Source organism: Pseudomonas sp. G3-19 (assembly GCF_054855875.1).
This window is the reverse complement of sequence record NZ_JBMPIQ010000003.1, coordinates 4,168,205-4,181,000: the sequence shown is the minus strand read 5'-3', so window position 1 is coordinate 4,181,000 and position 12,796 is coordinate 4,168,205. Positions and strand designations below refer to the sequence as shown.

Annotated in this window: 14 protein-coding genes; 5 read left to right on the top strand and 9 right to left on the bottom strand. The window is 59.7% G+C overall.

The features are described from left to right. Positions 1-45 precede the first annotated feature (45 nt). Entirely contained in the window at positions 46-1,233 is a 1,188-nt protein-coding gene (gene cfaB / locus ACOYXI_RS19225) for a C17 cyclopropane fatty acid synthase CfaB (RefSeq protein ID WP_098966378.1), read from the top strand. Positions 1,234-1,271: 38 nt separating this feature from the next. On the opposite strand, the gene cls is transcribed toward cfaB, so the two are convergent. Beyond that, positions 1,272-2,711: a cardiolipin synthase gene (cls, locus tag ACOYXI_RS19220; protein ID WP_098966376.1), complete on the bottom strand. Its 1,440-nt coding sequence runs from the start codon at positions 2,709-2,711 to the stop codon at positions 1,272-1,274. A 131-nt stretch (positions 2,712-2,842) separates the two neighbouring features. Between cls and ACOYXI_RS19215 the strand changes: the two genes are divergently transcribed. Then, positions 2,843-3,361: a DUF3617 domain-containing protein gene (locus tag ACOYXI_RS19215; RefSeq protein ID WP_027610324.1), complete on the top strand. Its 519-nt coding sequence runs from the start codon at positions 2,843-2,845 to the stop codon at positions 3,359-3,361. A gap of 82 nt (positions 3,362-3,443) precedes the next feature. Here ACOYXI_RS19215 and ACOYXI_RS19210 read toward each other — a convergent pair whose 3' ends face one another. Genes ACOYXI_RS19210 through folE2 form a run of 6 tightly spaced genes read right to left on the bottom strand, consistent with a single transcriptional unit; the run spans position 3,444 to position 8,650 of the window. Continuing rightward, a complete protein-coding gene (locus ACOYXI_RS19210; protein WP_461675173.1) occupies positions 3,444-4,775 on the bottom strand; it encodes a dihydroorotase in 1,332 nt (443 codons plus the stop codon). A gap of 3 nt (positions 4,776-4,778) precedes the next feature. Then, positions 4,779-5,339, bottom strand: coding sequence for a gamma carbonic anhydrase family protein (locus tag ACOYXI_RS19205; RefSeq protein WP_134785043.1), 561 nt, complete (start codon positions 5,337-5,339; stop codon positions 4,779-4,781). Continuing rightward, a complete protein-coding gene (locus ACOYXI_RS19200) occupies positions 5,336-6,211 on the bottom strand; it encodes a metal ABC transporter substrate-binding protein (protein WP_134785042.1) in 876 nt (291 codons plus the stop codon). Before ACOYXI_RS19200 ends, ACOYXI_RS19205 begins: the two co-directional genes overlap by 4 nt. A gap of 11 nt (positions 6,212-6,222) precedes the next feature. Beyond that, a complete protein-coding gene (locus ACOYXI_RS19195) occupies positions 6,223-7,089 on the bottom strand; it encodes a metal ABC transporter permease (RefSeq protein ID WP_134785041.1) in 867 nt (288 codons plus the stop codon). Then, the gene (locus ACOYXI_RS19190) at positions 7,089-7,757 is read right to left on the bottom strand and encodes a metal ABC transporter ATP-binding protein (RefSeq protein WP_461675172.1); all 669 of its coding nucleotides are present in this window, start codon (positions 7,755-7,757) and stop codon (positions 7,089-7,091) included. Before ACOYXI_RS19190 ends, ACOYXI_RS19195 begins: the two co-directional genes overlap by 1 nt. After that, positions 7,754-8,650, bottom strand: coding sequence for a GTP cyclohydrolase FolE2 (folE2, locus tag ACOYXI_RS19185; RefSeq protein WP_461675171.1), 897 nt, complete (start codon positions 8,648-8,650; stop codon positions 7,754-7,756). Before folE2 ends, ACOYXI_RS19190 begins: the two co-directional genes overlap by 4 nt. An 84-nt stretch (positions 8,651-8,734) precedes the next feature. On the opposite strand from folE2, the gene ACOYXI_RS19180 reads away from it, so the two are divergent. Continuing rightward, positions 8,735-9,922, top strand: a complete 1,188-nt coding sequence (locus ACOYXI_RS19180) for an N-acetylmuramoyl-L-alanine amidase (protein WP_461675170.1) — start codon at positions 8,735-8,737, stop codon at positions 9,920-9,922. 11 nt (positions 9,923-9,933) lie between these two features. On the opposite strand, the gene ACOYXI_RS19175 is transcribed toward ACOYXI_RS19180, so the two are convergent. Further along, positions 9,934-10,311, bottom strand: coding sequence for a glutamine synthetase (locus ACOYXI_RS19175; RefSeq protein WP_134785037.1), 378 nt, complete (start codon positions 10,309-10,311; stop codon positions 9,934-9,936). Between the two features lie 244 nt (positions 10,312-10,555). On the opposite strand from ACOYXI_RS19175, the gene zigA reads away from it, so the two are divergent. Together zigA and ACOYXI_RS19165 are read left to right on the top strand one after the other, a co-directional pair. Then, positions 10,556-11,761 carry a zinc metallochaperone GTPase ZigA gene (zigA, locus tag ACOYXI_RS19170; RefSeq protein WP_461675169.1) on the top strand — a complete coding sequence of 402 codons (1,206 nt, stop codon included), beginning with the start codon at positions 10,556-10,558 and terminating at the stop codon, positions 11,759-11,761. Next, complete coding sequence (locus tag ACOYXI_RS19165) at positions 11,761-12,411, top strand: DUF1826 domain-containing protein (RefSeq protein WP_461675168.1); 651 nt, start codon at positions 11,761-11,763, stop codon at positions 12,409-12,411. The genes zigA and ACOYXI_RS19165 overlap by 1 nt, the downstream gene beginning before the upstream one ends. A 4-nt stretch (positions 12,412-12,415) precedes the next feature. Here ACOYXI_RS19165 and ACOYXI_RS19160 read toward each other — a convergent pair whose 3' ends face one another. Next, entirely contained in the window at positions 12,416-12,772 is a 357-nt protein-coding gene (locus tag ACOYXI_RS19160) for an NADH:ubiquinone oxidoreductase (protein ID WP_096795431.1), read from the bottom strand. Between the last annotated feature and the right edge of the window lie 24 nt (positions 12,773-12,796).

Sequence of the window (12,796 nt, the reverse complement as noted above, 5' to 3'; positions counted from 1 at the left end):
ATGGTCTACCCTCAGATCTGACGTCTGAAACAAGGGGGATTTTCCATGCTCGCGCAACTTCCACCGGCCTTACAGAATCTGCAGCTTCCGCTTCGCTTGCGACTCTGGGATGGCCATGAGTTCAACCTGGGGCCGACGCCCAGCGTCACCATTGTGGTCAAGGACCCGACGATGGTCACCCAGTTCACCCATCCGAGTCTCGACGCGCTGGGGGCGGCGTTTGTCGAAGGCAGGCTGGAACTGGAGGGCTCGATCAGCGAGGTCATCCGGGTCTGCGACGAATTGAGCAGCGCCTTGCTCGATGAAGGCGAAAGCGCGCAGCCAGTGCGTGCGGTGCACGACAAGGAAACCGACGCCAAAGCCATTTCCTATCACTATGATCTGTCCAACGCGTTCTATCAGCTGTGGCTGGACAGCGACATGGCGTATTCCTGCGCGTATTTCGAAACCGGCAGTGAAACTCTGGAACAGGCACAGCAGGCCAAGTTCCGCCATCTGTGTCGCAAGCTGCGTTTGCAGCCGGGCGATTACCTGCTGGATGTCGGTTGCGGCTGGGGTGGTCTGGCGCGTTACGCGGCACGTGAATTCGGCGCCAAAGTGTTCGGCATCACCTTGAGCAAGGAACAGCTGGAACTGGCCCGGGAGCGGGTCAAGGCCGAGGGCCTGGAAGATCAGGTTGAGCTGCAATTGCTCGACTACCGCGATCTGCCGCAGGACGGGCGTTTCGACAAGGTAGTCAGCGTCGGCATGTTCGAACACGTCGGCCACGCCAACCTCGCCGAGTACTGCAAGGTCCTGTTCGGCGCGGTGAAGGAGGGCGGTCTGGTGATGAACCACGGCATCACCGCCAAACACACCGATGGCCGTCCGGTAGGACGCGGCGCTGGCGACTTCATCGAGAAATACGTGTTCCCCAACGGTGAGCTGCCGCACTTGGCGATGATCTCGGCCGAGATCAGCGAAGCCGGGCTGGAGATTGTCGACGTCGAAAGCCTGCGTCTGCATTACGCGCGCACGCTGGATCACTGGAGCGAGCGGCTGGAGGACAACCTCGAAGCGGCCGGGAAACTGGTGCCGGATCAGGCATTGCGCATCTGGCGGCTGTATCTGGCCGGGTGTGCCTATGCGTTCGCGCGTGGCTGGATCAACCTGCACCAGATCCTGGCGGTGAAGGCGCATCCGGATGGCAGCCATGAACTGCCCTGGACCCGCGACGACATTTATCACCCCTGAGGCCTGACGACCGTTCGCTCGTTCGAGCGAGCGGTCAGTCAAAGAATCGGTGAAATAAGCCGGGCGATTCGCATGCCGAGCTGTTGCAGGCGGTGGATCTCCCGGCTTTCTTCTTTGGCGACTTCATAAGCCTGCTCGAAGTCTTCGTTGAGCATCTGTTCCACGTGGGCGGCGAATTCGCTGTCGACGGTCAGCAGCATCACTTCGAAATTCAGCCGGAACGAACGGTTGTCCAGATTGGCGCTGCCGATGGCGCTGATTTCGCTGTCGATCAACACCACTTTCTGATGCAGGAACCCCGGCTCGTAGCGGAATACCCGCACGCCGGCGCGTACTGCTTCGAACGCGTAGAGGCTGGACGCGGCGTAGACGATGCGGTGATCCGGACGCGATGGCAGCAGCAGGCGCACGTCGACGCCGCGCAGCACCGCCAGGCGCAACGCGGCGAATACTGCCTCATCGGGAATGAAATACGGGCTGGTGATCCACACTCGTTCCGTCGCCGCGTGGATGGCTTCGACGAAGAACAGTGAACAGGTTTCGTAGGCATCCGCCGGGCCGCTCGCCAGCAATTGGCAGAGCACGCCATCTTCCGGGTAGACATCCGGCAGGATCAGCGGTGGCAACGTCCGTGCTGCCCAGAACCAGTCCTCGGCAAACGACTCCTGCATGCAGGCCACCACCGGCCCGCGCACCTGAACATGGGTATCGCGCCACGGCGCCAGGGGCGGTTTCTCGCCCATGTATTCATCGCCGACGTTATGCCCGCCGACGAAGCCGAGTACGCCATCGACCACTACGATTTTGCGGTGGTTGCGGAAATTCACCTGGAAGCGATTGAGCCAGCCGCTGCGTGTGGCGAAGGCTTTGACCTCGACACCGCCATCGCGCAGCGCCTGCACATAACTGTGGGGCAGGGCGTGGCTGCCGATGCGGTCGTAGAGCAGATGAATTGCCACACCTTCCGCGGCCTTCTTCAGTAACAGGTCGCGCAGGCGCTGCCCGAGGCGGTCGTCATGGATGATGAAAAACTGCACCAGTACGGCTTCGCGCGCTTGATCGATAGCCTGGAAAATCGCCTCAAAGGTCGCGTGGCCATTCACCAGCAGTTGCACCTGGTTGTTCGCCAGGCACGGCATGCGTCCCAGTTTGGGCATGGCGCGCAGCGAGGCGTAGGCCTTCGAGGCGCGGGCGGTGAGGGCTTCTTCGACCCATGGGCGCCAGTTCAACTCGGAGATCGCCTGACGCATCTGTTCGTTGGCCTGACGCCGCGCCTTGATATAGCCGTCGAAGGTGCTGCGGCCGAAAACCAGATAAGGGATGAGGGTCAGGTAGGGAATGAAAATAAGCGACAATGCCCAGGCGATCGAGCCTTGGGCGGTGCGTACGGTCAGCACCGCATGGATGGCGGCGATCAAGCCGAGGCTATGTATCAGGGCGATCAGATAACCGAAAATGTGCGGTCCAAAATAATCCATGGGGCAGCCTTGCTCCTGAAGACTCAATGCGTAACAGACCATGTTCCGAGGCGAATGTCGCTATTTAATTGGTGCATGAACCGAAGCAATCGGCCGACGTCTAACGGCCACTACTGATCAGGAGTTTTTCGATGAACGTTCGTCTGCTGGGTTTGGCGCTGGGCCTGGGTTTGGCAATGCCGGTGGTTGCGCAGGCGCAAATGCTGCAGCCGGGGCTATGGGAAATGACCTCAAGCAACGTCAAGGTCGATGACCAGCCCATGGATGTGCAATCGATCCTTGGCCAGTTGCAAGGCCAGATGACTCCGCAGCAGCGTGCGGCGCTGGAAAAGAACGGAATCAACATCGGCGGCAAGGGCATTCGTGCCTGCCTGACGCCGCAGCAAGTGGCGACCAACGACATCCCGCTGGCCGATCCGCAATCGGGCTGCAAACAGCAGATCACCGAACGCACCGGTAACCAGTGGAAATTCCGCTTCAGCTGCCCTAAAGCGCAAGGCACGGGTGTCGCGACGTTCCTCAGTGATCGTGAGTTCACCACGGTGGCCAACGGCACGTTCAATGCGATCGGGATCAACCAGAAGGGCAGCCTGGAAACCCGCGCGGTGTGGTTAGGTCAGGATTGCGGCACCGTGAAGCCAAGAGCTTAAAAGCTTCGCGAGCAAGCCCGCTCCCACAGGGGACAGCACAATCCTTGTGGGAGCGGGCTTGCTCGCGAAGGCGTCTTGGTTGTCACCGCATGAATCGCAGCGCCAGCCCCTGACATCCTTCGTTGATACGCTGCTCCCGCCAGGCGATCTGCCCCGACACCCACGTGGTATTCACCCGATAGCGAAAAGTCTTGTCAGCGAACGGCGTCCATCCGCACTGCGACAGAATCGGTTGCCGCGACACTTCAAGAGCCACAGGCTCAACCAACACCAGGTCCGCCCAATACCCTTCACGCAAATAACCTCGATCCGGTATCGCAAACAGATCCGCCACCCGATGGCTGGTCTTCGCCACCAGCGTGGTGATCGGCAGCACGCCATCGGCCACCAGATCCAGTAGCGCCGGCAAAGCGTGTTGCACCAGTGGCAAACCGGACGGCGCTTCGGCATATGGGCGCTGTTTTTCTGCCCAGGTATGCGGAGCGTGATCGCTGCCGATCACGTCCAGTCGATTGCTCAGCAGCGCCGCGCGCAAGGCATCGCGGTCGGCTTGGGTCTTGATCGCCGGATTGCATTTGATCAGGTTGCCGAGGGCCGGATAGTCGCGGTCATCAAACAGCAGATGATGCAGGCAGACTTCGGCCGTGATGTGTTTCTGTGCGAGCGGCTTGTCCTCGAACAACTCGAGTTCGCGAGCGGTGGTCAGATGCAAAACGTGCAGGCGGGTGCCGTGACGTCTGGCCAGTTCCACCGCCAGCGAAGAGGAGCGGTAGCAAGCCTCGGCATCGCGAATCAGTGCATGGATATTCGCTGGCAGGTGTTCGCCGAGGCGTTCGCGCAGACGTGCTGCATTGGCCTCAATGCTCGGCGTGTGTTCGCAATGCGCCAGCAGTATTGTCGGGACTTCGGCGAATAAACGCTCGAGAGTCCTCGGATCGTCCACCAACATGTTGCCGGTGGACGCGCCCATGAACACTTTGACCCCGGCCACTTCGCAGGGGTTGAGTGCGGCGACGGTGTCGAGGTTGTCCCGGCTCACACCGAAATGAAAGCCGTAGTTGGCCACAGAGTTGATTGCCGCCCGACGCTTTTTATCCGCCAGCGCTTCAAGGGTGAGGGTTGCCGGTCGGGTGTTGGGCATGTCCATGAAACTGGTGATGCCGCCCGCCACCGCCGCTCGAGACTCGGTGTGAATGCAGCCCTTGTCTGGCGCCCCCGGTTCGCGAAAATGCACCTGGTCATCGATCATCCCCGGCAACAGCCATTGGCCGTTGGCGTCGATTTCCACCCGCGCAGTTTCACCGTCGATGCTGCGCGCGATCTTGACGATGCGGCCATGGCTGACCAACAGATCGCCGTCGAACTCGCGTCCTTCATTGACCAGCCTGGCGTTGCGAATCAGCACGCTGCTCATGGTTCAGAACTCGTTCTGCAAGGCTTTGTAGCCGCGCACCAGATCGACATTGGTGCGTGCCACGTCTTCGGAAAACTCCGAGGCGCTGACACTCACCGGCGGGAACTGCGAGAGGTCGGTATTGGGGCCGATGCGGGTGGTGGAGGGCACGTAGAACGCATCCGGCAAATCGCGGCCATCGACCACCGAGTTGTGCCGCACCACACAGCCGTCACCGATCACGCAATTGAACAGCACGCTGTTGAAGCCGATGAACACCCGGTCGCCGACTACGCACGGACCATGCACGATCGAGCGGTGAGCGATCGAGGTGAATTCGCCGATGGTCACGGCAGCGCCGGATTTGGAATGAATCACCACGCCGTCCTGGATGTTCGAATTGGCGCCGATGGTGATCGGCTCCATCGCGCCTGAAGCGTCTACTTCATCGGCGCGAATCACGGCGTAGGGACCGACGAACACGTTCTCGCCAATGACCACCTTGCCGCAGATGATCGCGGTTTTATCGACGTAGGCCGACTCGGCAATTTGCGGCAGATCGCCGGAAGGATTTTTGCGGATCATGGCTGGCTCAGTGCGTCATAAAGGGTGTTGAGGTTGTATTCGAACAGTCCGATAAAGGTGCTGGCCGGGCCACTGGCGGCGAGGGCATCGGAGTACAACGTGCCGCCGATGTGCGCGCCGCTTTCCTCGGCGATCTGCTTGAGCAGGCGCGCGTCCTTGATGTTTTCCATGAACACCGCTTTGACCTTGGCCTGACGGATTTGGGTAATCAGTGCGGCGACTTCGGCGGCTGACGGTTCACGCTCGGTGGACAGACCTTGCGGCGCCATGAAGTCGATGCCGTAGGCCTGCCCGAGATAACCGAAGGCATCGTGGCTGGTGACGATCTTGCGATTGCCCGGTGGCAGCGAGCCGAGCTTGGCCTTGGCTTCAGCGAGCAGGGTGTAGATCTGTTTCAGGTAGGTCTGGCTGTTGCGTTGGTAGTCGGCCATGTTCGCCGGATCAGCGGCGATCAGCGCCTTGGTGATGTTGGCGATGTACAGCTCGGTGTTGGCCAGGTTGTGCCAGGCGTGCGGGTCGGGAATGGTCTCGCCGTCTTCCTCCAGCGAGCGTGGAATCACGCCATGACTGGCACTGATGATGGGGGCTCTGGTGTCGGTGCTGGTCACCAGACGATCAAGCCAAGGCTCGAAACCCAAGCCGTTCTTGATGATCAGTTTGGCCTTTAGCAACGCTTTGGCGTCATCGGGTGTCGGTTCATACGTGTGGGCATCGGCGTCCGGGCCGACCATATTGGTGATCTGAATATGCTCGCCCCCCACCTGATGAACCATGTCGGCAAGGATGCTGAAGCTGGTGACCACCGGCAATTTTTCCGCCGCCGACAACGACATCGACAGCAGCAGGCCGAACAACACGAGTAGAGCGCGCATCGGGAAACACCTCATTGGGATGTGAGCAAAGGCGGGCGGTGCAGCAAACCGTGCACCGGTCCGAACACCACGGACAGCAGATAACCCATGCCGGCGACCAGCACGATCGCCGGACCGCTCGGCAGCGAGTAGTAGAACGAGATCAGCAATCCGCACCACACCGAGACGCAGCCGATAAGCACCGAGATGGCAATCAGGCTCGGCAGGCGACGACTCCAGAACCGTGACGCGGCGGCGGGCAGCATCATCAGGCCGACCACCATCAAGGCGCCGATGGCCTGGAAACCGATCACCAGATTGAGCACCACCAAGGTCAGGAACACACCGTGGGCGAGAGGGCCGAGGCGGCTGACGGTTTGCAGGAATAATGGGTCGAGGGTATCGAGCAGCAGCGGTTTGTAGATCAAGGCCATGGCGACCAGACTCAGTCCCGACACCCACAACATTCCATTGAGGGTCGGACCGTCGACGGCGAGCGCTGAGCCGAACAGCAAGTGCAGCAGGTCCAGGCGCTTGCCGGCAATGCCAAGAATCAGCACGCCGCTGGCGAGTGAGATCGGATAGATCGCCGCGAGGCTAGCGTCTTCGCGCAGACCGGTGCGACGGGTGATCCAGGCGGCGAGACCGGCCATGCCCAGGCCGGCGCCCAGACCACCGAAGGTCAACGCGGGCAGACTCAGACCGGCGAACCAGAAGCCCAATGCTGCGCCGGGAAGGATGCCGTGGGCGACGGCGTCACCGATCAGGCTCATGCGCCGCAGGATCAGAAAAACGCCGAGCGGCGCTGTGCTACAGGCCAATACCAGTCCGCCGAGCAGCGCTCGGCGCATGAACACGAACTCGCTGAACGGTTGCCAGAGGTGGGCGACGGTGAGCATCAGGCCACCTGCATATCGGGTGTTTGCTGGATCAGTTCGGCACTGGGTCCGAATACGCATTCGCGGTTTTTGATCAGCAGTGTCTGCGGGATGTGTTGGCGGACGGCGGCGAGGTCATGGCAGACCATCAGCAGTGTTCGTCCTTCGGAGTGCCAGGCATGGATGTGTTGCCAGAGTAACTGCTGGCCCAGTTCATCGAGTGCTGCGTGGGGTTCGTCGAGCAGCAGCAATGGGGCGTCGGTCAGACTCAAGCGGGCGAGCAGGGCGCGCTGCAACTCGCCACCGGAAAGGGCCATCAGCGGACGCTTTTCCAATCCACTCAAGTGCCAGTTTTCCAGTGCGTTACCGAGTCGTTGTGCTCGCAGTTGCGTCGACAATCGACGCCCCCAGAAACCCGCGGCTACCAGTTCTTCGAGGCTGATGGGGAACTGCCGGTCGAGGTGTTGCTGTTGCGGCAGGAACGCCAGGCCGCCCTGGCGTGGAACACCCAGTGCGACTTTTCCCGATAGCGGCTTCTGCAATCCGGCGATGACTTTCAGCAAGCTGCTCTTACCGCAGCCGTTGGCGCCGATGATGGCGCTGAGGCTGCCGTGTTCCAGCGAGAGGGTCAGTGGCGAAGTCAGTGGTTGGCCGGGTGCGCCCCAACTCAAGGTGTGGCAACGGATCATTCGAGTTCTCGATGCCAGTGGCTTTCGGCGACCGCGTCGTGAGCGTGCAGGCTTTCGGCGTGGATCACCCGCAGGTGGAAGCCACAGACCCCGGGGGAGCGACGCAGAGCCAGATTGAGTCGTCGCGCGGCGTCTTCGCAGAACATCAGGTTCTGCCCATTGGCCAACGCGAAGGCCTGCTCGTCGGCGCGTTTCACGGCGGTTTGCACGGCGGTGCCGAGCGCCGCTTCGGCGTCATTGATGATCACACTCAGGGGAAGCTCGTCGATGAACTCGTCGAGGTGCATATGCAATTGCGCGATGCTGCGTTGGCTGTGCGGGGTGGCGACAATGCCTTGGCTTGATCCTAGCCAGGCCAACACTTCGGCATGTTGCAGTGGCTTGTTGGCGAAATCATCGATGAATTGCTGCTGAATCAACTGTCGCGCCAGCGCTGCTGAGCAGGGGCAAGTTGAGGAGTAGGGCACCTCGATTTTGAGTTCCACGTGGAACACTTGGTTTTTCAGACTCGCTGAAATGCTCACTGGGTAGCTCTTCCAACCCGCTAGAGGGCTGACTAACGCAGGCCTTTTCAGCAGCACTTCGCAGTGGATTTTCAGGTAGGCGCTGTTGGATAAACCGTCATGGCTGACCAGAAATTCCTCGAGAACTTGGCGCAATAGGGAGGGAGAGAGGTCCTGCCGCTCAAGTGCCGCCAGTGCGAGATATAGCCGCGACATGTGAATGCCGCGCGCCTCGCCATCATCGAGACTTACGCCTGCATCAGCTTTTGCGCTCAGACGTTGGCCTCCTAATAAAACAGGCAGAGCAATGCCGCACATTCCCACCCAATCAAGCGGTAACGCCTGCCGAGCGGCTTGAGTCGCAATATCCGGAAGTGTCAGCGAATTCATGTTCGGAACCATCGTGTTGATTGAATTAGATGTTACATTATAACAATTCAAATCACGATGTCTTTTTCATGAACAGGCTTTCATATGCACCGACGTCATCTGCTCAACCTGCTTGTGGCCAGCACGGCTTTGGCTTTTCCCTTCACCGTTTCGGCTACACAAATTCGCAATGCACGCCTCTGGCGTTCGGATGACAAGCTCAGATTGGTGTTCGATCTGAGCGGTCCGGTGCGCTACAAAACCTTCTCCCTGAGCGCTCCAGAACGCTTGATCATCGACCTTTCCGGGGCGAGTTTGAGTGGCGATTTCAGTCAATTGACGCTTGTCGATACAGCTATTCATTCGATTCGATCAGGGCGCTTTGGTCAGGGTGATACACGGATCGTTCTCGATCTGAACCATCCGGTGCTATTGAGCAGCTTCCTTTTGGCGCCTCAAGATGGCCAGGGGCACCGCTTGGTGCTTGATCTGGTAAACGCCAAACAGGCATCGAGTACGGCAATGGTTCCACGTGAAACACCTTCGAATAAGACTCACCCGAAGCGCGACATCATCGTCGTCGTTGATCCCGGGCACGGCGGAAAAGACCCAGGTGCGGTTGGCGCCAGGGGTGAGCGGGAAAAGGATGTGGTTCTTGCCATCGCTCAGTTGCTCGCCAAACGCCTGAAAAGGGAGAAAGGCTTCGACGTAAAACTGGTGCGCAATGACGACTTCTTCGTGCCGCTGCGCAAGCGTGTGGACATCGCTCGTCAGCACAAGGCCGACATGTTTATCTCGGTCCACGCCGATGCGGCGCCGCGTCTTACCGCGTCGGGAGCATCTGTGTATTGCTTGTCTGAAGGTGGTGCGACGTCAGCAACTGCACGCTTCATGGCACAGCGGGAGAACGGCGCGGATCTGCTGGGCGCGACCAGTCTGCTCAACCTTAAGGACAAGGATCCGATGCTCGCCGGCGTGATTCTCGACATGTCGATGAACGCCACCATTGCCGCCAGTTTGCAACTCGGCAGCACCGTTCTCGGCAGTCTGGCGGGCATTACCACGCTGCATCAGAAGCGCGTGGAGCAGGCAGGGTTTGCCGTGCTGAAGTCGCCGGACGTGCCGTCGATTCTGGTGGAAACCGGCTTCATTTCCAACGCCCGTGACAGCCAGCGCCTGGTCACGCCTCGACATCAGCAGGCCGTGGCGGATGGTTTATTCGAAGGGCTGCAGCGTTACTTCCAGAAGAATCCGCCAGTAGATAGCTACATCGCCTGGCAGCAGGAGCAGTAAGAAGCGCAGGTTTAGCAGCCGGTGATCCGACTGCAGGTGAACTTGGCGCTGCTGCCGCCAGAGCTGGAAAAGCGATTGATTGTCGTCCAGCCAACGCGACGGGTGTAGCCAGCCCAGGCTTCGCCGTCAGAGGCGAGCCCGGTGAAGAACGTCAGCTGGCCGAAACGACTGTTGGTCTGTGCCCAGTAGCGATTGCCGTCCTTTTCAAAGCCACGCAGGTAAATCGTGCTGCCCACCGTGTTTACGCTGTAGGTATTGCCCTGCGCATCGATGCAGGCCAGCAGATTGGCGCTGCGTGTGCAGTTGGCGAGTGCAGGAATTTGTCCCCATGCGTTGGCCCACGATAGCAACGCGAGACTCAGCAGCGAGCATTTCAGGGCAATTTTCATCTCGGTATCCGATGGGCAGTTTGCGTGCAGCTTCCAGCGCTTTATCGGTTTGGGCAAGAGCGGGGCTGGCTTATTTACATTGTTATACTATAACATAAATTTGAATTGAGCCTGAGCTCGCCGATTGCAAGCGTCTGCTTCTGCCAAAGCGCTGTTTTGAAGCTCAAGTACGCGGTGAGCTACGCCAAAACAGGCCAAAACAGGCCAAAACGCACATCGGCCACAACCTGATGAGGATTATCCAATGTCATCTCCACTTCCCGTGACCGTTCTATCGGGCTTTCTCGGCGCCGGAAAAAGTACACTTTTGAATTACGTACTACGTAATCGAGAAGGTTTGCGCGTTGCGGTCATCGTTAACGATATGAGCGAAATCAACATTGATGGCAGCGAAGTCCAGCGCGATGTCAGCCTTAACCGTGCGGAAGAAAAACTCGTGGAGATGAGCAACGGTTGTATCTGCTGTACGTTACGCGAGGACCTGCTCGAAGAAGTCAGCAAACTCGCCCGCGAAGGAAGATTCGATTACTTGCTCATCGAATCTACCGGTATTTCCGAGCCGCTACCGGTCGCCGAAACGTTCACCTTTCGTGACGAGCAGGGCCAGAGCCTCGCCGATGTCGCGCGGCTCGACACCATGGTCACGGTAGTCGACGGTGTGAATTTCCTCCTCGACTATCAGGCTGCCGAGAGCCTCGCGTCCCGCGGCGAGACACTGGGCGATGAAGATGAACGCTCGATCACCGATCTGCTGATCGAACAAATCGAGTTCGCCGATGTACTGCTGATCAGCAAGATCGACCTCATCAGCCGCCAGGAGCGCGAAGAGCTGATGGCCATCCTCAAACGCCTCAACGCCCAGGCGGAAATCATCCCGATGGTGATGGGCGAGGTGCCGCTAGAGAAGATCCTCAACACCGGGCGTTTCGATTTCGAGAAAGCCGCTCAGGCCCCGGGCTGGTTGCAGGAATTGCGTGGTGAGCACGTGCCGGAAACCACGGAATACGGCATCGCCTCGACGGCCTACCGCGCACGTCGCCCGTTCCATCCGCAGCGCTTTTTCGACTTCATCGATCGTCCATGGCCGAACGGCAAACTGCTGCGCTCCAAAGGCTTCTTCTGGCTCGCCAGCAAACCCTCCGACGCAGGCAGTTGGTCGCAGGCCGGTGGTTTGATGCGCCATGGTTTCGCCGGTCGCTGGTGGCGTTTCGTGCCGAAAAACCAGTGGCCGCAGGATCATGAAAGTACCGCAGCAATCATGGAAAACTGGACGCCGAGCGTCGGAGATTGTCGTCAGGAGCTGGTATTCATCGGCCAGAACATCGACTTCGTACAGCTCAAGTCGGAGCTCGATGCCTGCCTGCTGACTGACGAAGAAATGGCCGTTGGCGTGGATGGTTGGCGCAGGCTGCCGGACCCGTTCGGCCCTTGGCACGAAGAGGCCGCCTGATGCTTGCGCTCAAACTGCAGCAAAACCGGGTGCGCCATCAGCATCAGGGGGTGACGCCGAAAACGCTGGCGCGAATCCTCGAAGACGACGTCAATCTCGCGGTCTGGCAGCGTCAAATGCCGCTGCACATCGCCGATTTCGCAGAGTTGCTGCTGTCGCTCAACGAGCCTTTGGCGGAATCACTGTGCATCGAATTGCCGAATGAAGACGCCGACCCTGATCTGCAAGGACTGGCCGCCGGGTTCCGTGATCTGCAAGGCTACGAGGGCTTCATCGCGGACCTGCAATGGCTGGTGAGTGCCTTCGCCTGTCTGCTGGGCGCTCGCCGCATCGGTTTGCGCCTGCGGGTGTTGGACAAAGCCATGTGCCCACGCTTCCATGTTGATCATGTGCCGGTGCGCTTGATTACAACCTACGGCGGGATCGGCAGTCAGTGGCTCAAGGAAGGCGTGATGGATCGCGAGCAATTGGGCCAGGCAAACGCCGAACCACGGGACATCGCGAACATCCAGCAACTGCAGAGCGGTGACGTGGCGTTATTGAAAGGTGAGAAGTGGCACGGCAACGAAGGCTTCGGCCTGATTCATCGTTCCCCGCAACCGGCGCCGGGCGAACGACGGCTGCTGCTGACCCTCGACTGGCTCGGTTGACAGCTCAAGGCTTGAGCCATTTGCCCTGGCTCTGGCCTTCGCAGTACGGCTGTAAATACGCCGCGTCGGAGGCGACGCCGTAATAGTGGATATCTTGGCGATAGGGCATATTGGCGACTTGCGCGTTGCTGCACACGCCGAACGCGCCGCTCGGGCATTGATCGACGTACTGCACCTCGACTTTCTGCCCGGCCAGGGTCGGTTGGCAGAAGCCGTCGCTAAACAGCTTCTCGGGAATATTGCGGTTCTGCTGGCAGACTTTGACGTCGAGCCGCTCACCTTGGCTGTGCACCACGCAAGCCTGGGCCCATGCTTCGCTCGACAGCAGCATCAACAGCAACGACCATCCCATCCAACGCATGTCCAATCCCCTCAGAAAACGCCC